The 24,051-nt window shown below is 61.7% G+C and carries 21 protein-coding genes; 2 read left to right on the plus strand and 19 right to left on the minus strand.

Annotated features, from left to right (window positions below):
• Positions 1-171 precede the first annotated feature (171 nt).
• The 4 genes from C1X29_RS02530 to argH all read right to left on the minus strand — a co-directional run bounded on the left by C1X29_RS02530 (position 172) and on the right by argH (position 4,178).
• Complete coding sequence (locus C1X29_RS02530; RefSeq protein WP_085603455.1) at positions 172-996, minus strand: ABC transporter substrate-binding protein; 825 nt, start codon at positions 994-996, stop codon at positions 172-174.
• A gap of 39 nt (positions 997-1,035) precedes the next feature.
• Positions 1,036-1,800, minus strand: coding sequence for an amino acid ABC transporter ATP-binding protein (locus C1X29_RS02535; protein WP_039768627.1), 765 nt, complete (start codon positions 1,798-1,800; stop codon positions 1,036-1,038).
• Positions 1,801-1,810: 10 nt separating this feature from the next.
• A complete protein-coding gene (locus tag C1X29_RS02540) occupies positions 1,811-2,689 on the minus strand; it encodes an amino acid ABC transporter permease (RefSeq protein ID WP_085610364.1) in 879 nt (292 codons plus the stop codon).
• Positions 2,690-2,750: 61 nt separating this feature from the next.
• Complete coding sequence (gene argH, locus C1X29_RS02545; RefSeq protein ID WP_102716775.1) at positions 2,751-4,178, minus strand: argininosuccinate lyase; 1,428 nt, start codon at positions 4,176-4,178, stop codon at positions 2,751-2,753.
• Between the two features lie 299 nt (positions 4,179-4,477).
• Here argH and C1X29_RS02550 point away from each other — a divergent pair, with 299 nt between their 5' ends.
• A complete protein-coding gene (locus C1X29_RS02550) occupies positions 4,478-5,443 on the plus strand; it encodes a LysR family transcriptional regulator (RefSeq protein WP_085603460.1) in 966 nt (321 codons plus the stop codon).
• Here C1X29_RS02550 and C1X29_RS02555 read toward each other — a convergent pair.
• Genes C1X29_RS02555 through arnB form a run of 10 tightly spaced genes read right to left on the minus strand, consistent with a single transcriptional unit; the run spans position 5,427 to position 16,386 of the window.
• The gene (locus C1X29_RS02555) at positions 5,427-5,954 is read right to left on the minus strand and encodes a GNAT family N-acetyltransferase (protein ID WP_102686103.1); all 528 of its coding nucleotides are present in this window, start codon (positions 5,952-5,954) and stop codon (positions 5,427-5,429) included. The genes C1X29_RS02550 and C1X29_RS02555 overlap by 17 nt on opposite strands.
• 36 nt (positions 5,955-5,990) lie before the next feature.
• A complete protein-coding gene (locus C1X29_RS02560) occupies positions 5,991-7,610 on the minus strand; it encodes a glycosyltransferase family 39 protein (RefSeq protein ID WP_173940173.1) in 1,620 nt (539 codons plus the stop codon).
• On the minus strand, positions 7,583-8,962 hold the full coding sequence (locus tag C1X29_RS02565; protein WP_085745595.1) for a UDP-glucose/GDP-mannose dehydrogenase family protein: 1,380 nt from the start codon (positions 8,960-8,962) through the stop codon (positions 7,583-7,585). Before C1X29_RS02565 ends, C1X29_RS02560 begins: the two co-directional genes overlap by 28 nt.
• The gene (arnF, locus tag C1X29_RS02570) at positions 8,959-9,363 is read right to left on the minus strand and encodes a 4-amino-4-deoxy-L-arabinose-phosphoundecaprenol flippase subunit ArnF (protein WP_085745596.1); all 405 of its coding nucleotides are present in this window, start codon (positions 9,361-9,363) and stop codon (positions 8,959-8,961) included. The genes C1X29_RS02565 and arnF overlap by 4 nt, the downstream gene beginning before the upstream one ends.
• On the minus strand, positions 9,360-9,704 hold the full coding sequence (gene arnE / locus C1X29_RS02575) for a 4-amino-4-deoxy-L-arabinose-phosphoundecaprenol flippase subunit ArnE (RefSeq protein WP_085745597.1): 345 nt from the start codon (positions 9,702-9,704) through the stop codon (positions 9,360-9,362). The genes arnF and arnE overlap by 4 nt, the downstream gene beginning before the upstream one ends.
• Entirely contained in the window at positions 9,701-11,350 is a 1,650-nt protein-coding gene (arnT, locus tag C1X29_RS02580) for a lipid IV(A) 4-amino-4-deoxy-L-arabinosyltransferase (protein ID WP_102716776.1), read from the minus strand. Before arnT ends, arnE begins: the two co-directional genes overlap by 4 nt.
• A complete protein-coding gene (gene arnD, locus C1X29_RS02585) occupies positions 11,347-12,231 on the minus strand; it encodes a 4-deoxy-4-formamido-L-arabinose-phosphoundecaprenol deformylase (protein WP_085745599.1) in 885 nt (294 codons plus the stop codon). Before arnD ends, arnT begins: the two co-directional genes overlap by 4 nt.
• Positions 12,231-14,222, minus strand: a complete 1,992-nt coding sequence (arnA, locus tag C1X29_RS02590; RefSeq protein WP_102716777.1) for a bifunctional UDP-4-amino-4-deoxy-L-arabinose formyltransferase/UDP-glucuronic acid oxidase ArnA — start codon at positions 14,220-14,222, stop codon at positions 12,231-12,233. The genes arnD and arnA overlap by 1 nt, the downstream gene beginning before the upstream one ends.
• Positions 14,219-15,241, minus strand: coding sequence for an undecaprenyl-phosphate 4-deoxy-4-formamido-L-arabinose transferase (gene arnC / locus C1X29_RS02595; protein WP_085745601.1), 1,023 nt, complete (start codon positions 15,239-15,241; stop codon positions 14,219-14,221). Before arnC ends, arnA begins: the two co-directional genes overlap by 4 nt.
• On the minus strand, positions 15,238-16,386 hold the full coding sequence (arnB, locus tag C1X29_RS02600; protein WP_102716778.1) for a UDP-4-amino-4-deoxy-L-arabinose aminotransferase: 1,149 nt from the start codon (positions 16,384-16,386) through the stop codon (positions 15,238-15,240). Before arnB ends, arnC begins: the two co-directional genes overlap by 4 nt.
• 431 nt (positions 16,387-16,817) lie before the next feature.
• On the opposite strand from arnB, the gene xerC reads away from it, so the two are divergent.
• Positions 16,818-17,708, plus strand: a complete 891-nt coding sequence (gene xerC / locus C1X29_RS02605; protein WP_102686110.1) for a tyrosine recombinase XerC — start codon at positions 16,818-16,820, stop codon at positions 17,706-17,708.
• A 14-nt stretch (positions 17,709-17,722) separates the two neighbouring features.
• On the opposite strand, the gene C1X29_RS02610 is transcribed toward xerC, so the two are convergent.
• From C1X29_RS02610 to C1X29_RS02630, 5 genes are all read right to left on the minus strand, one after another.
• Positions 17,723-18,274 (minus strand): membrane integrity-associated transporter subunit PqiC, encoded by a 552-nt coding sequence (locus C1X29_RS02610; protein WP_102716779.1) that lies wholly within the window; start codon positions 18,272-18,274, stop codon positions 17,723-17,725.
• A gap of 16 nt (positions 18,275-18,290) precedes the next feature.
• On the minus strand, positions 18,291-19,946 hold the full coding sequence (locus C1X29_RS02615) for an intermembrane transport protein PqiB (RefSeq protein ID WP_102716780.1): 1,656 nt from the start codon (positions 19,944-19,946) through the stop codon (positions 18,291-18,293).
• A 113-nt stretch (positions 19,947-20,059) separates the two neighbouring features.
• The gene (locus C1X29_RS02620) at positions 20,060-21,361 is read right to left on the minus strand and encodes an FAD-binding oxidoreductase (RefSeq protein WP_102716781.1); all 1,302 of its coding nucleotides are present in this window, start codon (positions 21,359-21,361) and stop codon (positions 20,060-20,062) included.
• The gene (locus C1X29_RS02625) at positions 21,358-22,446 is read right to left on the minus strand and encodes a polyamine ABC transporter substrate-binding protein (protein WP_102686114.1); all 1,089 of its coding nucleotides are present in this window, start codon (positions 22,444-22,446) and stop codon (positions 21,358-21,360) included. Before C1X29_RS02625 ends, C1X29_RS02620 begins: the two co-directional genes overlap by 4 nt.
• 100 nt (positions 22,447-22,546) lie before the next feature.
• On the minus strand, positions 22,547-23,905 hold the full coding sequence (locus C1X29_RS02630; protein WP_064384094.1) for a glutamine synthetase family protein: 1,359 nt from the start codon (positions 23,903-23,905) through the stop codon (positions 22,547-22,549).
• Positions 23,906-24,051 lie beyond the last annotated feature (146 nt).

The following is a 24,051-nucleotide window of genomic DNA, read 5'->3' on the forward strand; positions in this document are numbered from 1 at the left end:
AAACGTCGGACCGCCCGGAGGGAGAGGGAGCCGATCGGGGTGTTCTTCAGGGTTACATCGACCTGAAAAAACGAGTCGAACTCAGGCTTTGAACAGCATGAAAATCGGCTCCCTTTCCCCCTCGCCCCCCTTGGGGGAGAGGGCTGGGGTCAGGGGGAGCGATCTCGAGCCTTACTTGCCCGCGTTAATGGTCACATCCTTGATCGCACCCAACTCCAGATCCCACTTCTTCAGAATCGCGTTATAGCTGCCGTCATCCACCATGCTCTGCAACGCCACCTTCACCGCTTCACTCAGCTCAGGCTTCTTCTTGCTCACACCCAGGCCGGTGAACTGCACGGAGATCGGTTGGCCGACCGTCTTGTACATGTCCTTTTCCTGGGTCTTGAGGTACGACAGGGTTTCGCTGCCCTGCATCGCCGCATCAATGCGGCTCTGACGTAGTTGCGCGCGGGCATCGGCCGAGCCTTCGGTGCCGATCACGTTGATTGCAGGTTTGCCGGCCGCTTCACAGTTTTCCTTGCTCCACGCGGCGATTTCCGCCGGGAAGGTGGTGCGGCGGCTGGTACCGACTTTCTTGCCGCACAGGTCGATGATCTCGTTGGTCGCCGCATTCTTCTGCAAGGTGTAGAACTGCGGGCCGCTGGTGAAGTAGTCGACGAAGGTCACGCTGGCCTGACGCTCGGCGGTGTCGGTCATGCCTGACAGGACCATGTCCACGCGGTCGGTGGTCAGGGCGTTGATCATTTGCTCGAAGCCGGTTTCCTGCCACTTGATCTTCACCCCGAGGCGTTCGGCCAGGGCGTTGCCCAGGTCGTAGTCAAGGCCGGTGAGCTTGTTGGTGGCCGGGTCCTTGAAGTCCATCGGCGGATAGTTGGGCATGATCGCGACGACGATCTCGCCTTTCTCCTTGATGCTGGCCGGCAATTCGGCGGCCACGGCGAAACCGCAAGACATGAGGGAGGTGAGTACTGCTGGAATGACGAAGTTCTTCATGGACGTTCTCTTATGAGTGTTGTGAAGGCCAAAGGGGCCTCAGGTTCGAACGGCAGAAATGAAGCTTTGGGTGCGCGGGTTTTGCGGACTTATTAGTATTTCTTCGGGGCTTCCAGCCTCCACGATCTGCCCGCCGTCCATGAACACCATGCGGTTGGAAACCTCCCGGGCGAAGCCCAGTTCATGGGTGACGACGATCATGGTCATGCCGGTCTGCGCCAGATCGCGCATCACCGACAGCACCTCACCGACCAGTTCCGGGTCGAGTGCCGAAGTGGGTTCATCGAACAGCATCAGCTTGGGTCGCATGGCCAGTGCGCGGGCAATCGCCACCCGTTGCTGCTGACCGCCCGACAACTCGATCGGGTAGCTGTTGCGTTTGTCGGCCAGGCCGACCCGGGCCAGCAGTTCCAGGGCTTCTTCGTGCGCCTCCTTGGGCGAACGCTTGAGCACCTGGCACGGGCCTTCGATGATGTTTTGCAGCACGGTCATGTGCGGGAACAGGTTGAAGCGTTGGAACACCATGCCGGTGGCCAGGCGCTGACGGGCGATCTGCGACTCGTTGAGTTCGTGCAGCTTGTGCCCGACCACGCGGTAGCCGACCAGCTCGCCGTCGACCCAGAGGCCGCCCTTGTCGATCTTTTCCAGCTGATTGACGCAGCGCAGCAAGGTGCTCTTGCCCGAGCCGGACGGGCCGATGATGCACAGCACTTCGCCTTGCTCTACCTCGATGTTGATGTCCTTGAGCGCGTGGTACTGGTCGTAATATTTGTTCAGGCTCACGGCCTTGACGATGTTTCTCATGTTCGACTCCTCAAGAACGCTTGCCGGCGCCGCGAGCGAAACGACGCTCCAGACGGCTTTGACCGAAGGACAGGACGGTGACGGTGGCCAGGTACCAGATACCGGCGACGATCAGCAGCTCCATGACCCGGGCGTTGGCGTAGTAAATGTTCTGGGCGTTGTAGAGCAGTTCCGAGTACTGGATGACGCTCGCCAGCGAGGTCATTTTCACCATGCCGATGAATTCGTTGCCGACCGGCGGAATGATGATCCGCATGGCCTGGGGCAGGATGATCCGGCGCAGCGCCTGCAGGCGCGGCATGCCGATCGACTTGGCGGCTTCGTACTGGCCGGTGTCCACCGAGAGCAGGCCGGCGCGCACCACTTCAGCGGTATAGGCGCCCTGATTGATGCTCAAGCCGAGCAGGGCGGCCACGAACGGGGTCATCAGGCTCACGGTGTCGAGTTCGAACAGGCCGGGAATGCCGATGGTGGGGAAGATCAGCGCCAGGTTGAACCACAACAGCAGTTGCAGAATCAGCGGCGTACCGCGAAACAGCCAGGTGTAGGTCACGGCCACGTAACGCAGGATCGGGTTGGCCGACATGCGCATGATCGCGGTGATCACCCCGAACACGATGCCCAGCGCCATGGCGAGTACGGCCATGATGATCGTGTTGAACAGGCCCCACATGATTGCTTCGGAGGTGAGGAACTGGCCGATGTACGACCATTCGATCTTGCCTTCGGCGAAGGCGCGCACCAGGCCGATGATGGCGATCACAATCAACGTGGCGAAGAAGATCCGCCCGTAATAACGCCGTGGCACATGCTGGTACTGGGTAATGTCGAACTGGTTTTCCGCCAGTTTGCGCTCCGCCTGGAGTCGTTCTGCCTGAGTCTGGCTCATGGTGTTTCTCCGTACACTGTACTTTTCGATCAACCCCCTCCCGGTGGGAGGGGGACCCGGCTTAGAGGCGGAAGCCCTGGTAGTTTTCGGTCCACTGTTGCTGCGCGGCGAGGGCGGTTTTCAGGCGGCCGATCTGCTCGCGCACCTGTTGCGGTGCGGTGCCTCCCCAGCCGCTGCGGGCAGCGATGGCGGCTTCCAGGGTCAGGCTGTCACGCACGTCTGCCGTGAGGCGCGGGTCGATCTCGGCCAGCAGCGCCGGCGAGGCTTCCCACAATTCGAGGTCGTGTTTTTCGCAGGCCTGCACCAGTGCGCCGGTGATTTCGTGTGCCTCCTTGAACGGCACGCCGCGCACCGCCAGCCAGTCGGCAACTTCGGTGGCGAGGGTGAAACCCAGCGGTGCCTGACGGCGCAGTTCCTCGACGTTGACGGTCATGGTCGCGACCATCCCGGCCATCGCCGGCAGCACCAGCAGCAGGGTGTCGACGCTGTCGAGCACGCCGTTCTTGTCTTCGCTCAGGTCGCGGTTGTACGACAGCGGCAGGGATTTGAGCGTCGACAGCAGACCGGTCAGGTTGCCGATCAGGCGGCCAGCCTTGCCCCGTGCCAGTTCGGCGATGTCGGGGTTTTTCTTCTGCGGCATGATCGAGCTGCCGGTGGCGTAGGCGTCATCCAGATCGACCCAGCGGAACTGGCGCGACGACCACAGGCAGAACTCTTCGGCCAGACGCGAGATGTTGATCCCGAGCATGCTGGCGATGAACAGGAATTCGGCGACGTGATCGCGGCTGGCCACGGCGTCGATGGAGTTTTCGCAGACCCCGGCGTAACCCATTTCCTTGGCTGACTGCTGCGGCTGACGAGCGATCGCGGAACCGGCCATGGCCGCAGCACCGAGGGGCGACAGCGAAGTGCGCGCGTCCCAGTCCACCAGGCGTTGCACGTCACGCAGCATCGATTGCGCGTGGGCCAACAGGTGGTGGGCGAACACGATTGGTTGCGCCTGCTGCAAGTGGGTGAAGCCCGGGCAGATGCTTTCGACGTGCTGCTCGGCCTGATCCACCAGCGCCGTTTGCAAGGCCAGCACTTCCACGGCCAGGGTGCGCACGTGGTCACGCAGGAACAGGCGCAGGTCGTTGGCGGTCTGGTCGTTGCGTGAACGGCCGGCGCGGAGCTTGCCGCCCAGTGCGCCGAGGCGCTCGGTCAGCAAGCGCTCGATAAAGGTGTGAACGTCTTCGTCGTCCAGGGTCGGGGCGATGCGCCCGGCAGCGAAATCGGTACCGATGCCGTCCAGGGCTTCGATCATCGTGCGGGTTTCCTGCTCGTCGAGCAGGCCGGCACGTTGCAGTTCCCCGGCGTGGGCCTTGGAGCCGGCCAGATCGTACGGCGTCAGGCGGAAATAGCGCTCGGGGCAACGGGACAGGGCCGCCAGGGCTGCGGACGGGCCGCTTTTGAAACGGGCACCCCAGAGACGGTCGGTGGTTTGAGACATTTGTTGTTTTCCTCGTCGGTAACGCGAACTGAAATCGGTGTGCATGGCCCTGAAAAATCGTGCCGAACAATCAGCAGACGGAATCAGGCCAAAGCAGTTTTCAAGAGGGCAGTTGCAAAGAGACAAGAGCTGATCGAAGTGTCAGCTTTTAATATTTGGCGATCAGTGAGTTGGCACTGATGTTCGGGATTTTCTGGCGGTTGCCAAGGCTGGTTTTCTGTGATCATTATTATTAGCCGGCGATGTTTTTGTTGTTGGACACAGATTGTTGAACATTGCGCCAGAGGTAAATCAGCATTATGGAAACCCCACTTTCCAATTCCGGAAACCCACCAGTCAAAACCGCTCACCGGGCACCTTTGGCCCTCAGCGGACTGGATTTCAAACTGCTCAAGGTGTTCAAGGCGGTGGTCGAGGCCGGCGGCTTCAGCGCGGCGCAAAACGAGCTGAACGTGGGCCTGGCCGCGATCAGCAAGCAGATCTCCGACCTGGAAATCCGCATCGGCATGCGCCTGTGTACCCGGGGGCGCGAAGGGTTTCACCTGACCGAAGAAGGGCGTCTGGTGTATCAGGCTTCGATTGATCTGTTTGCCTCGGTCGACAACTTTCGTGACCGGCTTAGTTCGGCGCAGAACGAACTTATCGGCGATCTCGGAGTAGGGGTGATCGACAATACGATCAGTGACGATAATTCGCCGTTAGTTGCTGCGCTCAGAAAGATAAATGAACATTCGCCGAAAGTAAGATTTCAACTTCAAGCCACCCAGCTGGATGAAGTGGAAAGAGGCGTAGTTGAAGGGCGCTTAGTTGCCGGAATAGTCCCGGTTTATCAAAAGCGTGAAGAGTTCGATTATTACCCGCTCTATGAGGAACGCTCGCAGGCTTACTGCGCCGTCGGCCATCCGTTGTTCGAGATGCCGGCGGAGCAGATGGGTGGCAACGTGCTGCAGGATTACGAGTGCATCAACCACCGCTACGCGATCCATCGCGACAAGCTCAACTTTGCCCGCTACGACAGTTTTTCCGCGTCGGCGACCCAGGTCGAAGCCGTCGCGTTGCTGATCAAGACCGGGCGTTTCGTGGGCTTTCTGCCCCAACATTACGCCGCCACGCTGGTGGCCGCCGGGCAGTTTCGCGCGGTGTGCCCGGAGCTGATCCACTTCGACACGCCGTTCAATCTGATCCTGCGGCACAACACCGTGCGCAGTCCGTTGGTCAAGGCGTTCGCCCAGGCACTGGGGGTTGATCTCAAGCCGACGGCGTGAGTATCAGGCGCATGGCGCAACGTCGCTCACCGGGCAATCCGTGAGTGATTTCATCGCGCAATACATCGCGCAGACGTGCGTCCGTGTCTTCGGTGTTCAATAGCGCAAAACCCATGCGTTGATAGAACGGCGCATTCCACGGCAAATCGCGAAAGGTCGTCAGCGTCACCGTCCGAAGTTGCCACAGACGCGCCTGTTCAATCGCCGCCAACAGCAACTTGCGACCGACGCCCCGGCCCTGAAAGTGTTGGCTGACGGACAGTTCCTCAATGTGCAACTGTTGGTCGACAGTCACCGCCTTTAAAAAACCTGCAAGTTGCCCGTCGTTGTTTTCCGCCACCCACATTTCGCCCCGTTCAATGGCCGGTAAATGCGCCGACGCCTGCGGCACGGCAGCACCCGCCAGCCAGGCCAGTGAAGGGTCGAGGCGAAACAGCGCGGCGGCCGAGCGCTCGATGGCGGGGAGGGCGATGGCGTCGGCTGCATGGGCCTGTCGCACGGTAAAGGTCATCAGTCTGCGGTCCCTGTCGAAATCACGTCGCGCAGGTTAAGGCGTCAGCCACAGCAACACATAATCGTTTTTGTCGAAACGCCCGCTCAGCACCGGCTGCAGCGTTCCGAGCGGCGTGCCTTGCAGGGCTCGATAGTCGCTGCGATCCATCATCAGCCACGCCGGCCCCTTGAGCGCTTCGAGCGCTTGCGTGGTTTCAGTGAACAGCGGTTGCAGATCCTGCTCGACGTTGACCATGAACTTGATCGCCTTGGCGTCCTTGCCCATGCCGTGCAGCACCAGCGGCGCGGGTTGCTCGTGGATCCGCGCCAGTGCCGCTTGGCTGAAGGTCCGCGTGTCATAGAGCTGGCGCTCCACCGGCTCGAACACCAGCGCGTACGCCGACCAGACCGCCAACACGGCGCTGAACGCGAGGACTTCGGTTCGCCAGCGCGGTAGCCACAACCGCGACAACGCGGCCAGTTGCAGCAATCCCAGCACGCTGAGTACTGGCGTCAGGTCGGTCAAGGACTCGGGAAACCGTCGTTTCGCCACCCATAACAGGACGATCAACAATGCGGGAATCAACAACCACAATCCCTGCATGCCGACGCGCAGCCAGGCAAACACCCGACCATGCAACACCTGAAACGGATACGCCGCAATAATCGCCGCCATGGGCAGCATCGGCAGCAGATAACGGGCCTTTTTCGCCTGTGGAATCGACAGCCCGAGCATCACGATCAACCCCGCCGCGGCGCAATATTGCACCAGGCGCAAGGCCGGGCCGCGTTGCCGGGGCTTGCTCAGCCAAGCGGCCGCAAGTGCCAGCAACGCCAGCGGATACGCCAGCGCGTAGTTGCCCAGTGAGCTGGTGAAGTAATACAGCGAACCGCTGACGCCTTCGCTGCCGTCCATGCGCCCCATGAACTGCATGCGGATCACGTCCTGACGAAACGCCGGCCCGCCGCTGACTTCCGCCAGCCACAACAACAGCCCGACGCAGGCCGCCAGCAACAGCGAAGCCAGCACACCGAAGGTCAACAGGCGCGACCATTGGCGATCCAGCAGGTAGTAACTGCACAGCATGCCGGTCGGCACCACCAGCCCGATCGGCCCGCGAATGCCGAACCCCAGCAGCAACAGAATGAACACTAGCGGCCAGCGTCGAGCGGCAGCGAAATGGTCGTGGGCATAGCCGAGGTAGAACACCGAAAACGCCACGGCGGCGAGCATCAGGTCCTGCGACACCGCGCGGGTTTCGCTGATGAAGGTGCTGGTGAGCATCAGCAGCGCGATGCTGACCACCGCCCAGCGCACGGATGCGGGCGCGAGCAAGCGATACATCAACGTGACGATCACCGCGCCGGCGACAGCGCTCGGCAGCCACGCCGTCAGGCTGTTGACCGTCCCGAACGGCAACGACAACAGCCAGATGAACAAAGTCGAGAGCGACGAATAATCGGCGTACGGCTCACCATAGGTGGTGGGAAATACACCGGGCCCGTGCCGGAGCATTTCCTGGGCGAACAACACGAAGCGCGAGTCGAAACCGATGGGCGCCTGCCCGTACACGCCGGCGGTGAACAGCAAAAACGCCAGCAGCCCTGCGATCAGGGACTGCCGGCGCAGGGCAGGGGTTAAACCGATCAAGCCACGTCCGAGGCGTGTGGCCATTGTTGCAAAGGAATCGGCAGGGAGCGCGATTCGCCACGGCCCATCGGGAAGTAATGGAAGCCGTTGCGGGCCAGGCGTTCGGCGTCGTACAGGTTGCGGCCGTCGAAGATCACCGGGGCCTTGAGGCGTTGCTGGATCAGGTCGAAATCCGGCGCCTTGAACTGCTGCCATTCGGTGCAGATGATCAGCGCGTCGGAACCGGCGAGTACCGATTCCGGGGTGCCCATCAGCATCAGTTTCGATTCGTCCGGGTACAGATGCTGGGTTTCCTGCATCGCTTCCGGGTCGAACGCCCGCACACTGGCGCCAGCGGCCCACAGCGATTCCAGCAGAACCCGGCTCGGCGCATCGCGCATGTCGTCGGTGTTCGGCTTGAAGGCCAGCCCCCACAGGGCGAAAGTCTTGCCGCGCAGTTCGCCCTTGTAGAACGCGTTGATGCGTTCAAACAGCTTGTGCTTCTGCCGCTGGTTGATCGCTTCCACCGCTTGCAGCAAATCGCTGGAGCAGTGCGCCTCTTCGGCACTGTGGATCAGCGCGCGCATGTCTTTGGGGAAGCATGAACCGCCGTAACCGCAACCGGGGTAGATGAAGTGGTAGCCGATGCGGCTGTCGGCGCCGATGCCCTGGCGCACCGATTCGATGTCCGCGCCCAGGTGTTCGGCCAGCTCGGCGATCTGATTGATGAAGCTGATCTTGGTCGCCAGCATGCAGTTGGCGGCGTACTTGGTCAGCTCGGCGCTGCGCAGGTCCATGAACATGATGCGGTCGTGGTTGCGGTTGAACGGCGAATACAGATCGCGCATCACGTCGCGCACTTCTTCGCGCTCGCAGCCGATGACGATCCGGTCCGGCCGGCGGCAATCGGCGACCGCCGAACCTTCCTTGAGAAATTCCGGGTTGGACACGATATCGAACTGCAACAGGCGCCCGGCCTTGATCAGCGCCTTGTCCAGGTGGGTGCGCAAGGTGTCGCCGGTGCCGACGGGTACGGTGGATTTCTCCACCAGAATCAGCGGTTGTTCACGATGCCGGGCCACGGCGTCGCCTACCGACAGCACGTAACGCAGGTCTGCCGAGCCGTCTTCTTTCGACGGGGTGCCGACTGCAATGAACGCGACCTTGCCGTGCTGCACAGCGAGTTTTTCATCGCAGGTGAATTGCAGCCGCCCGGCGTCCAGGCCCTCGCGGACCAGGCTGGCCAGCCCCGGCTCGAAGATGCTGACGTGGCCCTGGCGCAGCAGCTCGACTTTCTTCTCGTCGATGTCCATGCACACCACGTCATGGCCGACTTCGGCCAGCACAGCGGCCTGCACCAGGCCGACATAACCGCTACCAAACACTGTGATTTTCATGGCGAACTCCTCAATTCGGGCGCACGGGCCGGACGAGTGTTGATGGTGATGACCCCGAGCATGACCAGCGCCACGCCCAGTGATTTGGAGAAACTGAAGGATTCGTTGAACAGCGGAAGGCTGGCCGCCAGCAGGTACACCAGCGCGTAGCTGATGCTCAGCAGCGAATAGGCCCGGCCCAGCGGCAGATCGCGCAGGGCGGCGAGCCAGCAGAGCATCGACAGCGCATAGGCGAAGATCGCCGCGAGCACCACGGCCAGCGCAACTGAATCGACGCTTTGTACGGACAGCCACTGATCCGGCCGGGGCAGACGCGTCATGCTCCAGCGCATGCTCAGTTGCGCCACGCTGACCAGCAGCACGCTGGCCAGGGCGAAGAAGATTCCACGACCCTGGTTCATGACTGTTGCCCCAAAAGCGCCACGCCACCGATTACCAGAAACACGCCGAACCAGTGTTGAACGTCGACGGGCTCCTTGAACACGAAGCGGGCGATCAGGGTGATGATCACGAAATTGAGGCTGAGCATCGGGTAGGCGATGCCGACGGGCAGGCGCTGCAACACCAGCAGCCACACCAGCAGACCGGTGCCAAGGGCAAACAGGGCCAGCCACAACCACGGCGAGCGCAGTTTGCGCGACCACGGCAAGCTCGCGCCGCGCCAGCTCTCGACGGCGAATTTCTGCGCGACCTGGCCCAGGCAGGTCAGCAGGCAGGCGAGCAACAGCAGCCACAGGCTCATGACGCCTCCTGCGGAAGAATCACGATCACCAGATTGCCTTGCTCATAACGAACGCCGTCCTTGGGCAGTCTGTCGAGTTCGTCCAGTTCGTCTTGCCCCTTGACCCGCATCACCACGCCGACCGAACCGGTCTTGCGGGCTTCGCGCATCCACTGTTGCACCTGATCGGTATCAACCCGCTGTTGAATGCCATCAGGATAGGCAAGGCCATATTTCAATTCGCCTATCGTGTTGTACATCGCCACCTGCGGGCGTTTGACTCGCCAGGACAGGGCCGACGCGGCGCCCAGGTCGTTGCTCAACAGGTGCGTGGTGGCCGCCAGTTCTGTTTGGTGGGCGAGCACGAACTGGTCAGGCATCTTGTTCGCCACCACCGATTTGGGCAGTGCCGCCGGCAGCAGCGCGATCAGCAGCAGGCTGCCCACCGCCGGTGCCGCCCAGCATTGCAACGGGCGGAAGGCTTGCAGCAGGTTGCTGATGATCCAGCCGGTCAGGGCGATGAACACCAGCACCAGACTGTGCAGTTCGTGGTCGTACAGCGGACGCTTGAGCTGCACGTAAACCAGCCCGATCAGCGTGACGATGCCCAGCAACAGGTTCAGCAGGCCATTGAGGCCCAGCGCCCGGCCTTGCTCCAGACGCAAGCGATCGGCCAGCGCGTGGCCCAGCAGCAACGCCAGCGGCAGCAGGCACGGCAGGATGTAGGTCGGCAACTTGCCGTTGCTCAGGCTGAAGAACAGCAGCGGCATCAACAGCCACAGGCCGAGAAACGCGATGCCGGTTTCGCGGCGGGTCTGCCAGGCCTGCTTCAACGCCACCGGTAGCATCCCGACCCACGGCAGACTGAACGCCACCAGCAGCGGCAGATAGAACCACCACGGCGCGTCATGCTGGGCATCGTCCCCGGCAAACCGGCGGATGTGTTCGTGCCAGAAGAAGAACCGCCAGTAATCCGGTTCCTGCTCGTGCACCGCCAGCGCCCACGGCAGGCTGACGATGATCGCCACCGCGATGGCCACCGGGCCGTACAGCAGCAATTCTTTCCAGCGCTTTTGCCAGAGCATCCACGGCAAGGCGATCAGCACCGGCAGCAGCCAGGCGAGAAAACCCTTGGTCATGAAGCCCATGCCGCACGCCAGTCCCAGCACCGCCCAACCGGCGATGCGCTGACCATTGGAACGGCTGTCGAGGGCGAACCACAGCGCCACCAGACTCAGGTTGACCCAGAAGGTGAATTGCGGATCGAGGTTGGCGTAACCAGCCTGGCCGGCGACGATGACGAAACTCATGTAGAGCAGGGCGCAGACGAAGCTTTTGCGCGGGTCATTCCACAAACGGCGGGCGATGAGGAAGCACAGCAGCACGCTCAGCCCGGTGCTCAGGGCCGAGGCAAACCGCACGCCGAACAGGTTCTGGCCGAACACGGCCTGCCCGAGGGCAATCATCCAATAACCGGCCGCCGGTTTTTCGAAGTAACGCAGGTTCATGAAATGCGGCGACACCCAGTTGCCGCTCAGCAGCATTTCCTGGCTGATCTGCGCATAACGGGTTTCATCGGGAATCCACAAACCATGACTGCCCAGCGGCAGCAGATAGGCCAGCAGGAAAATCCCCAGCAACAGCGGCAATGCCCAGCGTTTGCTCATGCGCCTTGCACTCCCAGCCAGCCTTCGCGGCCTTCGAGGGCACCGCGTTGCACACGGCCGACGGGCAGGGTGTTGAGAAACTCGGGCAGCAAGTCGCCCAGCGGTTGAAAGTTGATGTTTCGCTGGCGTGCGTCGGCCAGCAGTCGACGAAAATCTTCGGCCATCAGAATCCCTTCTACTTCGGCGTGAATGGTGTAGACGTTGAGGTTGTCCGGGCGGAACCGGTCGAGGATGAAGGCGTTGAAATCCTTCGCCGCCACACTCGGCCCGACCACTTCATCGAAGGTCGGCAAGTCCACCGGAATCTGCGGCGCACCGACCGAACCGTCAGACAGCAACGGTCGGAACAGCCGCTGCCCACGGCAATCGCTGTTGTAGCGAAAGCCGAAGGCCTGTTTGGCTTCGATCACACGCTCGTCCGCACGCCAACCGGCGGCGGCCGAACACATGACTTTTTCGCCGAGGATGTCGCTCAAGGTGTCGACGCCCTGACGGATCTGCTCGACCAGTTGCGCATCGCTCCAGCGCCCGGCATTGGCCTGCCAGCCGTGGTGATCCCAGGCGTGCAGGCCGACTTCGTGGCCGGCGGCCCGGGCCTGACGCATCAGGTGCCCGAGGTCGCGGCCGATCGGTTTGCCCGGCCAGGCCGTGCCGGCCAGCAGGATGTCCCAGCCGTACAGGCCAGCGGCGTTGGAGCGCAGCATCTTCCACAGGAACTGCGGGCGGATCAGGCGCCACAGGTGCCGGCCCATGTTGTCCGGGCCGACACTGAAGAAAAACGTCGCCTTGATCTGCGCTTCATCGAGAATTTCCAGCAAGCGCGGCACGCCTTCGCGGGTGCCGCGAAAGGTGTCGACGTCGATGCGCAAACCGGCCTGCATCAGCGCTTGCTCTCGATTTCGGCCATGGCCTCACGCAGGAAGAAATCCAGCGTGTTGCCGATGGTCTCGCGCATTTCCACGGTCGGCGTCCAGTCGAGCAGGCGCTTGGCGTTGGCGATGCTCGGTTTGCGGTGCTCGACGTCCTGGTAACCGGCGCCGTAGAACGCCTTGCTTTCCACGTCGCGGAAACCGGCGAACGGCGGGAAGTTGCTGCGCAATGGGTGAGCCTCGAACTGGCGCAGCAATTCTTCGCCCAACTGACGAATGCTCGCTTCGTTGTCCGGGTTGCCGATGTTGATGATCTGGCCGTTGCAGACGTCGTTGTCGTTATCGATGATCCGCGCCAGCGCCTCGACGCCGTCGGCGATGTCGGTGAAGCAGCGTTTCTGTTCGCCGCCGTCGAACAGGCGGATCGGCGTGCCTTCCACCAGGTTGAGGATCAATTGGGTGATGGCCCGGGAGCTGCCGATGCGCGCCGAGTCGAGGCGATCAAGCCGTGGGCCCATCCAGTTGAAGGGGCGGAACAGGGTGAAGTTCAGGCCCTTGGCGCCGTAGGCCCAGATCACCCGGTCCAGCAGTTGCTTGGACACCGAGTAGATCCAGCGCTGCTTGTTGATCGGGCCGACGATCAGGTTCGAGCGGTCTTCGTCGAAGTGCTTGTCCTGGCACATGCCATAGACTTCCGAGGTCGACGGGAAGATCACGCGCTTGTTGTATTTGACGCAGTAGCGCACCAGTTTCAGGTTTTCTTCGAAGTCGAGCTCGAACACCCGCAGCGGGTTGCGCGTGTATTCGATCGGCGTGGCGATGGCCACCAGCGGCAGCACCACGTCGCATTTCTTGATGTGGTACTCGATCCACTCCGAGTGAATGCTGATGTCGCCTTCGACGAAGTGAAAACGCGGGTGGCTGCGCAGGCGGTCGATGGCGTCGGAGCCGATGTCCAGGCCATAAACTTCGTAGCGCTCATCACGCAGCAGGCGCTCGGACAAGTGGTTGCCGATGAAACCGTTGACGCCGAGGATCAGCACCCGTGTACGGCGCGGGCCACGACCGGATTCGGCGCCGCGCAGCAGCGAGCCGTCCACCAGACCGAGTTCATTGGCCAGTTGCGGGCCGCTCAGGTACAGGCCGTTGTCGTTGCGCTGGCCGGCGTTGATCACCAGCGAGTCTTCACCGCAGGCGATGCGCAGCGGATCGACACTGATGACGCGGCCCGGCGCCTGACCTTCGTTGCCCTTGACGACTTCGGCACTCCAGACGATCAGCTTGTGCTCACCCACGGCGCAGAAGGCGCCGGGGTAGGGCTGAGTCACGGCCCGCACCAGGTTGAACAGTTGCTCGGCCGGTTGCGCCCAGACCAGTTTGCCGTCCGCCGGGGTACGGCGACCGAACACGGTGGCTTTGGATTCGTCTTGCGGGGTTTCGGTGATTTTGCCCTGAAGCATCGCTGGCAGCGCGTCGCGCAGCAGGTCGCTGGCGGCCGTGCGCAGTTTGCCGTGCAGGCTCAGCGCGGTGTCGCTGCGTTCGATGGCCACGCGTTGCTGGGCGAGGATGGCACCGGCGTCGGCACGTTTGACCATGCGGTGCAGGGTGACGCCGGTTTCGGTTTCGCCGTTGACCAGCACCCAGTTGGCCGGAGCGCGGCCACGGTAGCGCGGCAGCAGGGAACCGTGCAGGTTGAACGCGCCTTTTTTTGCGGTGGCCAGCAAGGGCTCGCTCAGCAGGTTGCGATAGTAAAACGAGAAGATGTAATCCGGATCGAGCTTGGCAATCCGCTCGATCCACAACGGGTGGTTGGCGTCTTCCGGTGCATGAACCGCGATGCCTTTGTTGGCGCACAGTTGCGCCACCGAGGCGTAGAACGCGTTTTCCTGCGGGTCATCGGCATGGGTGAACACCGCCGCAATGTCGTAGCCGCTGTCGAGCAGGGCTTGAATGCCGGCGCAGCCAATATCGTGGTAGGCGAAGACAACGGTTTTTGCGCTCATGAGAGAACCTGATCAGACGAGGAGTTGGAAGTAAGGCCGTCAACGGTGATGGCGGGGGCCGGCGTGGCGGGGTGCCCGCGCAGGACCTTTTCGATGAAGAATCGCGGGCGGGCGCGCACATCGCTGTACATGCGCCCCAGGTATTCGCCCAGCAGGCCCATGCCGATGAACTGGCCGCCGGTGAACACGAACAGCACGGCGAACAGCACGAACAGGCCATCGCCGGCCCATCCGGCGCCAAAGGCCAGGCGCATGACGATCAACGCCGCCGCGAACAGCACGCCCAGGCCGGCCATGGCGAAGCCGACGATGCTCAGCAGGCGCAGGGGCGTGGTGGTCATGCAGGTGATCAAGTCGAACATCAGGTTGATCAGGCGCATCGGGCTGTATTTCGAATCGCCGTGTTCGCGCTCGGCGTGGGCCACGGTGATTTCCGTGGTGTGGCGGGCGAAGCTGTTGGCGAGGATCGGAATGAACGTGCTGCGTTCGCGGCAGGCGAGCATCGCGTCGATGATCGTGCGGCGGTAAGCGCGCAGCATGCAGCCGTAATCGCTCATGGCAACGCCGGTGGAGCGCTGCACGGCGAGGTTGATCAGTTTCGAGGGGTAGCGACGCAGCGCCGAATCCTGGCGATTGCCGCGCACGGTGCCGACCACGTCAAAACCTTTTTCGGCCTCGGCCACCAGTCGCGGGATTTCTTCCGGCGGATTTTGCAGGTCGGCGTCGAGAGTGATCACCACGTCGCCCTTGCACTGTTCGAAACCGGCCATGATCGCCGCGTGCTGACCGTAGTTGCGGTTGAGGATGACGGCCACAAACGGGCTGTCATCGACCGAGGCAGCGTCCTCGAGCAGTTGCGCGGAGGCGTCGCGGCTGCCGTCGTCGACCAGCACGATTTCGTAGTCATGCCGCAATTGCTGGCAGGCGGCTTGGGTGCGGCGCAGCAGCTCCGGCAGGCTGTCTTCTTCGTTGTAGACCGGGATGACGATCGACACGCAATGAATCGGATAAGGTCTCACGGGCGTTTCCCCATCAGGTGTTCAATGGCCCCGACGACCCGGTCCAGATCCTGATCGGTCATGTCGGGAAACAACGGAATCGAGCACAGCCGCGCCGAGTTCCACTCGGTGTCGGGCAGGGACAGGTGCGGATCACGCTGGCGATACCAGGTGTGCAGGTGGGTGGCGATGAAGTGGATGCCGGTGCCGATGCCTTGCTCCTGCAAACCCTTCATGAAGGCTTCGCGATCGATCCCGCAGCGCTCGCTGTCGATGCGCAGGATGAACAGGTGCCAGGCGTGGGTTTGCGCGTAGGCAGGCACCGCCAGCGGTTGCACCGGCAGGCCTTCGAGTTTTTGCAGGTATTGCGTGGCCAGTTCGGTGCGACGGGCGTTGATCGCGTCCAGACGCTCCAGCTGCACCAGGGCAATCGCGGCGTTGATATCGGCCAGGTTGTATTTGAAACCGGGCTCGATCACCTGGGCCTGGGGTTTGCGGCCGTGGGTCAGGCGGTCGTACGCATCGACGCCCAGACCATGAAACTTGAGCATGCGCACGCGGTTGGCCAAAGCTTCATCATCGGTGACGAACATCGCGCCTTCGGCGCAGGTCATATTCTTGATCGCGTGGAACGAGAAGACCGCGGTGCCTTGCGAACCCACGTGACGGCCCTTGTAGCGGGTGCCAGCGGCGTGGGCGGCGTCTTCGATCACGGTGATGCCGTGCTTGTCGGCCAGGGCGTAAAGCGGATCGAGATCGAAAGCAGCGCCGGCGTAATGCACGGGAATGATCGCTTTGGTGCGCGGGGTGATGGCGGCTTCGATGCGCGCGGCGTCGGTCATCAGGGTGTCGCGGTCGACATCGACGAACACCGGCGTGGCGCCGAGCAGGGAAATCATGTTGGCGGTCGAGACCCAGGTCTGCGATGGGGTGATGACTTCATCGCCGGGGCCGATGCCCAGCGCCAGCAGGGTGATGTGCATGCCACCGGTGGCCGAGGACAAGGCCACGGCGTGCCGGCATCCGATGTACTGGGCAAACTGTTCTTCGAGGGCCTGGTTTTTCGGCCCGGTGGTGATCCAGCCGGAGCGCAGGACTTGCTCCACGGCGGCAATTTCTTCATCACCGATACTGGGGCGGGAGAAGGGGAGAAACGCCTGACTCATGCACACCTCATTGCAAAGAAAAAAGAAATAGATCCATTGAATAATTGGATCCAATCAAAGCGTAGACGCGAAAAAATCCTTTGCATCAATAAGTTGCCAAGACGACATAACGTCGGGTTCGGTTGACTTTTCAGGCATTGCCCGGCAGCTTGGGCAGCGCCGGCACAGGACTCAGTGGAATTAAGGTTATGCCCGTTTTTGTGAAAGGAACATGAAAAACCGGTCGGCGAATCGTTTATCTGAAACCCATACAGCCACTGTTCAGACTTCTACCGTTTATCGCGGTTTTTAGTAGAAAAGTCCTACGGAAGTGTTCCCCTTATATTAAGAATGTTGCAGTTGTTAGTTGCTGTGTTGAACTGCTTTTACTCAAGGCCCGACGTTTGATTGACTTACCCGTTGCATCCCCCGACACCCTGAAAACCAACCCGATGACCGTGTATCTGGCGCGTCTGGCTCCCTCCAGCCAACTCACCATGCGTTACGTTTTGCAAGATGCCGCCGACCGACTCGGTTTCGAAGACATGAACGTCGAAGACATTCCGTGGCACGCGCTGCAACCGGAAGATGTCGTTGCGTTAGTCGCTGCATTGCGCGCCGACAATTACGCACCGAATACTTCTTCGCTGTATGTAAACGCCATTCGCGGTGTAATGAATGAAGCCTGGCGCATGAGTCTTATCAGCCAGGAACATCTATTGAAGATGCGCTCGGTCAAAGGCATTGCCGGCACGCGACTGTCTCAGGGGCGCAATCTGAAGCGCACGCTGATTCATGAATTGATGGAAGTCTGCGCCGCTGATCCACGGCCACAGGGTTTGCGCGATGCAGCGGTGATTGCGTTGTTGTACGGCACTGGCATGCGCAAGTCGGAGTCGGTGGATCTGGACCTCAATCAGGTCGATTTCAACGAGCGCAGTTTGTGTGTCACCGCCAAGGGCAATAAACAACTGATCAAGTACGCACCGGCCTGGGCGTTTGCCAAACTCAATGCCTGGCTGGAGTTCCGTCGTTCGGAACTCAAGGAAGGCGAGAGCGACGACGCGTTTCTGTTCAACCGTATTCGCCGTGGCAGCCACATCACCCGCGAGCGCATCACCAAGCACGCGATCTATTACATCGCCCGCCAGCGCGGGACCCAGGTCGGGGTGAAGATCATGCCCCATGATTTCCGGCGTTCGTTCATCACTCGGGTGATTGAGGAGCACGACCTGTCGATTGCCCAGAAACTGGCCCATCACAGCAATATCCAGACGACTGCCAACTACGACGTGCGCGACGACAACGAGCGACGCCGCGCGGTGGATCGCTTCGACTTGTAGGCATTGCGTTTCGATCAGGAGGCGGGCGGGCAGCCGCGTGAGCCGGTGGAAGCCTGACTGATCAACGCAGCCAGGCGCTTGACGTTGGTCTGCTGGGCCACCACCAGATCATCGATGGTCGGCCCGGACGGGGTTCGCAGCAGCGAGCGGCAGGCGAGCAGGGCGTCGTCCCCGGCGTTGGCCTGGCGCAGGCGCCATTTGACGTCGATCAGCCCGTATTGGCCGGGTATCGAATCGAAGCGTTGCACATCAATGCGCACCGAGGTCTTGCGCGGGCCGCCGGCATTACTGAGCTGATCCACCAGCGCGCTGCGTAACTCATCGCTGAGGCTGGCGCCCCACCATTCGGTCTCAAGGATCGCCAGGCCGCTGTTGCCCTGGCGGATCACGATTTGCGGCCGGTCGACCTGCGGCGGCACGCTGATGCCTTCGATGGCGATTTCCGAACCGGCGCGGCCGGTCATCGGTTGCGTCGGTGTCAGGGTGTGAAAGCTGATCGGGGCGCTTTTACAGGCGCCCAGCAGCAGGCCGATCGCGAGCACGGTGAACTTCAGCGGTAAAGCCATGGGACAGCTCCTGTGCTCAATTGCGCGGCGGCCCTTTTAGGTCCAGTGGCGCGGCGTTGTCGGGGCGGCCGCGAATCAACGATTCCGGATGACGGCCCAGATAATCGGACAGTTCACGCAACGAACGCGACATGCGCCCAAGCTCGTCGAGAGTCTCGGTCAGTTGTTCGCGTTGCGGCGAATCTTCGGCCAGGGTCGAGCTGGCCGACTGCAGGGTCTTGCTCAGGTCGGCGAGGGTGTTCTGCACGCCGGGCAGGGTCCTGGCATTGAACTGGGTCAGGCCTTTGCGCAATTCCACGAGGTTGCTGTCGAGGTTGCCGGCAATCCGTTCCACCGGCAGTTTGTTGAGCTTGTCGATCATCGCTTCGAGTTTTTCCTGCAACTGTTCGAGGCTGCCGGGGACGGTCGGAACGCTGATCGGGCGAGCGGTGGGGTCAAACGCGACTTTTTCGGCTTTGGGGAAGAAATCCAGCGCGATATACAGCTGCCCGGTCAGCAGGTTGCCGCTGCGGGCCTGGGCGCGCAGGCCGTTGTCGATAAAGGTGCCGATCAGGCGCACGGCGGCGGCTTCGTCGTCCGGATTGTGCTCGAGTACCTTAAGCATCTTGACGTGAGCCTGACCGAGGCGTTGCGGGTAGATCACGATGCCGACGTTGAGCGGGAAGCTGCGTTTTTTCGGATCGAAGTCCAGGTTGACGCTCACTACCCGGCCGATTTCGATGCCGAGAAACTCCACCGGTGCGCCGACTTTCAACCCGCGCAGGGCCTGATCGAAACGCAGGGTCAGGTATTGCGCCTTGCCGTTGGGCGGGGCGAGGGCGGTTTGCTGGTCTTCAAACAGGTCGTAGGTTCTTTCTTCGGCGGCGGCAACGTCGTTGGGGCTGTACTCCGGCGCGCGGAAGGCGATGCCGCCCACCAGCAAGGTCGACAACGATTCGGTTTTCACCGCAAAGCCGTTGGCGCCGACGTTGACGTCAATCCCGCTGGCGTTCCAGAACCGGGTGTTTTCCGTGACGTAGGCGTCGTTCGGTGCGTGGATGAACACCTCGATGTTCACCCCTTTGCCATCAGCGTCCAGCGCGTAGGCCACCACCTGGCCCACCGGGATCTTGCGGTAATAGACCGGCGAGCCGATATCCAGCGAGCCGAGGTCCGAGGCGTGCAGGTTGAAGCGTTTGCCCGGTTCGCCGTAGGTGATCGGCGGCGGGTTTTCCAGGCCTTTGAAGTGTTTTGCGCGCGAGTTCGATTGACCGATATCGGCGCCGATGTAGTCGCCGGACAGCAACGTGTCGATGCCCGAAACACCGCCCGCACCGATGCGCGGGCGCACGACCCAGAACTGCGAGTCTTCGCGGGTAAAGGTTTCGGCCTGCTTGGCCAGTTTGATCGTGGCGTTGACGCTTTTCTGATCGTCGCTCAGCTCGACGTCCGTGACCTGGCCGATGACCACGTTGCGGTATTTGACTTCGGTCTTGTTGGCGGTCAGGCCGCTGCCGGTCTTGAAGGTGACAATGATGCTGGGGCCTTCCTGCATCAGGTTGTGCACCACCAGCGAGATGCCCACCAGCACCGCGATGATCGGCACGATCCACACCAGCGAGATGCTGAAACGCCGGGTCTTGACCGGCGCCTGGCCGGGCGCTCGCGGTTGATCGGCGGCTGACGACTCCATCCATGACCTCCAGGGTGTGTTGGGCACTGAGCGTCAGGAACGCAAAAGCACTTCATCAATATAGAAGTGCTTCGCGATAGAGCAAATGTGCAGGGCGCTTTAACCGGCAGGCCTCATCCCAGCAGTTCCCGCAGGCGATACCAGAACATCCCCAGTGCCAGCAGCGGCGAGCGCAGCGCCGGGCCGCCGGGGAAGGTCATGTGCGGCACGCCGCTGAACACATCCATGCCCTGACTGTGGCCGGCATGAATCGCCTCGCCCAGCAGCTTGGCGCACCAGTGAGTGACGTTCAGGCCGTGGCCGGAATAGCCCTGGGCGTAGAACACGTTCGGGTGCTGCTTCAAACGGCCGACCTGCGGGAAGCGGTTGGCGGTGATGCCGATTTTGCCGCCCCACTGATAGTCGATGCGCACATCCGCCAGTTGCGGGAACACCTTGAGCATCTTTGGTCGCATGTACGCGGCGATGTCCGCCGGATCCCGTCCCGAATAATGGCAGGCGCCGCCGAACAGCAAGCGCCGGTCCGCCGAGAGCCGGTAGTAGTCGAGGCCGACTTTCTGATCGCACAGCGCCAGGTTCTGCGGAATCAGCTCGGCGGCGCGTTCCGCCGACAGCGGTTCAGTGGCGATGATGTAACTGCCAGCGGGCAGCACTTTGCCGCTGAGTTGCTGTTCAAGTTCATCCAGATGCGCGTTGCAGCCGAGCACAAGACTGCCGGCGCGCACCGTGCCGCTCTGGGTGCGGACTTGAACGGTCGAACCGTGGAGAATTTCCAGCACCGGGCTCTGTTCGAAAATCCGCACCCCGAGGGACGCCGCCAGCCGCGCTTCACCCTGCACCAGGTCGAGCGGGTGCAAGTGGCCCGAACCCATGTCGATCAGGCCGCCCTTGTAGACACCCGCGTTCACCACTTGCTGACGAATCAGCTCAGGGGCAACCAGCCGCGTTTCATGGCGGTAACCCAGCTGCGCCAGGCTGTCTTGCTCGGCCTTGAAGGCGTCGAACTGCGCCGGCGTGTTGGCCAGCTCGCAGAAACCCCAGCGCAGGTCGCACTCGATGGCGTTGTCGCTGATGCGCTGGCGCACCAGCTCCACCGAGTCGATCCCGGCCCGGTGCAGGTAGCGCACGCCTTCGGCGCCAACATGCCGCGAGAAACCTTCGACGTCATGACCGATCCCGCGAATCAGTTGTCCGCCATTGCGCCCGCTGGCGCCCCAGCCGATGCGCCGGGCTTCGAGCAGAATTACCGAAAGCCCGCGCTGCGCCAGTTCAATGGCCGTGTTGACGCCGGTGAAACCACCGCCGATTACGCAGACATCGGCGATCAGGTCACCCGCCAGTTCCGGATAAGGTGTGCTGGCCCGGGCCGACGCGGCGTAATAGGAGTGGGCGTGTTCCTGGGTGTACTGATTCATTTGTTCGACTTCACTTTGCTCCAGGACCGGGTCATCAGACGCATGATCGACTGGGGCGGGGTAGAGGAGATGTAGAGCTTGTCGAGGACTTCCTGGGACGGATAGACCTCGGGATTGTTGACCAGCTCCGGATCCATGTATTGCTTGGCCGCCGGGTTCGGGTTGGCGTAACCCACCGAGGCGCTGACCTTGGCGATCACTTGCGGATCGAGCAGGTAATTGATGAAGGCGTGGGCTTCCTTGGTGTTGCCGGCATCGGCGGGAATCGCCAGCAGGTCGAACCAGAGGTTCGCGCCTTCCTTGGGAATCGAATAGGCGATGTTCACGCCGTTCTTGGCTTCCTTGGCGCGATTGGCGGCCTGGAACACGTCGCCGGAGTAACCGAAGGCCACGCAGATGTCCCCGTTGGCCAGGTCGGACACGTATTTCGAAGAATGGAAATAGGTGATGTATGGCCGGATGCTCAGCAGTTTCTCTTCGGCCTTCTTGTAGTCTTCGGGTTTCTCGCTGCGCGGGTCCATGCCCATGTAGTTGAGGATCGCCGGGAACACTTCATCGGCGGAGTCCATCATCGACACACCGCACTGGGTGAGTTTCTTCAGGTTCTCCGGTTCGAACAGCACGGCCCAGGAGTCGATGTGATCGATGCCCAGCACTTGCTTGACCTTTTCGACGTTGTAGCCGATGCCGTTGGTGCCCCACAGGTACGGCACCGAGTGCTCGTTGCCCGGATCGTTTTTCTCAAGCAGGGCCAGCAGTTTCGGGTCGAGGTTTTTCCAGTTCGGCAGTTGCGAGCGGTCCAGTTTGAGGAACGCACCGGCCTTTACCTGACGGGCGAGGAAGTGGTTGGACGGCACCACCACGTCGTAACCGGTGCGACCGGCGAGCAGTTTGCCTTCTAGGGTTTCGTTGGAGTCGAAGACGTCGTAGATCACCTTGATCCCGCTGGAGGACTGGAAGTCGCCGAGGGTGGTTTCGCCAATGTAATCGGTCCAGTTGTAGACGCTGACCTGGGGTTGGGCGAGGGCACCGGCACTGCACGCCAGGGCCAGCGCGGCGGGGATCATGGATTTCAACAGACGCATATCGACACCTCTTCGAATTATTGGATTTTTCAGGCGACTCTTGCTGATCGTTCCCACGCTCCGCGTGGGAACGATCGTGGGTTGGTTTTTGTTGTTTTAATCAGACGCTCAGCAACAGGAACTCCCGCTCCCAGGAACTGATCACGCGCTTGAAGTTTTCATGCTCGGCGCGTTTCACCGCGACGTAGCCGCGCACGAACTTGCTGCCCAGGTAGCGCGCGACGGTGTCGCACTCTTCCATCTGGGTCAGGGCTTCTTCGATGGTGATCGGCAGGCGCAGGTTGCGGCGCTCGTAGGCCCGGCCTTCGACGGCAGCGCTCGGTTCGATGCCTTCGACCATGCCGATGTAACCGCACAGCAGGCTCGCGGCGATGGCCAGGTACGGGTTGGCGTCGGCGCCCGGCAGACGGTTTTCAACCCGCATCGCCTCAGGCCCGGAGGTCGGCACCCGCAGGCCGACGGTGCGGTTTTCTTCGCCCCATTCGACGTTGACCGGTGCCGAGGTGTCCGGCAGGAAGCGGCGGAACGAGTTCACGTTCGGCGCGAACATCGGCAGCACTTTCGGGATGTATTTCTGCAGGCCGCCGATGTGATGGCGGAACAGATCGCTCATGCTGCCGTCGGCATTGGCGAAAATCGGTTGGCCACTGGCAATCTCGACCACGCTCTGGTGCAGGTGCATGGCGCTGCCGGGCTCATCGCCGATCGGCTTGGCCATGAAGGTCGCGGTCACGTTGTGCTTGAGCGCAGCTTCACGCAGGGTGCGTTTGAACACGGTGATCTGGTCGGCCAGATCCAGTGCATCGCCGTGGCGGAAGTTGATTTCCATCTGCGCCGGGCCGTCTTCGTGGATCAGCGTGTCCAGGTCCAGGCCTTGCAGTTCGCACCAGTCGTAGACGTCTTCGAACAGCGGATCGAATTCGTTGGCGGCGTCGATGGAGAACGACTGACGACCGCTTTCGGCGCGACCGGAACGGCCCAGCGGGGCCTTCAATGGCAAGTCCGGGTCTTCGCAGCGCTGGGTCAGGTAAAACTCCATTTCCGGCGCCACGATCGGCTTCCAGCCTTTGTCGGTGTACAGCTGCAGGACTTTCTTCAGTACGTTGCGCGGTGACAGTTCGATCGGGTTACCGAACTTGTCAAAGGTGTCGTGGATGACGATGGCAGTCGGCTCGATGGCCCATGGAATCACGTACACCGCGTCGCTCACCGGCTTGCAGACCATGTCGATGTCGGCCGGGTCGAGCAGGTCATAGTAGATGTCGTCGTCGACAAAATCCCCGGTTACCGTTTGCAGCAGCACACTTTCCGGCAGGCGCATGCCTCGCTCATGCAGGAACTTGTTGGTCGGTGCGATCTTGCCGCGGGCGATGCCGGTCAGGTCGCTGACCACGCATTCCACTTCGGTAATCTTGTGATCTTTCAGCCACGTGAACAGCTGATCGAAAGGGGCATTCATAAAGACCTCGTCGTTGGTTTTGTTGACGCGGGGGAAAAGCGATTTCATCTTTCGCAGGCTTCCCCTGTGGCGCGTTGACGACTATCTTGGGCGGGCCTTGCCGTTCCATCTATCCACTTTCAGCAGCACCAAAGCGCACCAAAAGA

Origin of the sequence: Pseudomonas sp. GW456-12-10-14-LB2 (assembly GCF_002884345.1) — a bacterium.
GTDB classification, from domain to species: domain Bacteria; phylum Pseudomonadota; class Gammaproteobacteria; order Pseudomonadales; family Pseudomonadaceae; genus Aquipseudomonas; species Aquipseudomonas paraglycinae.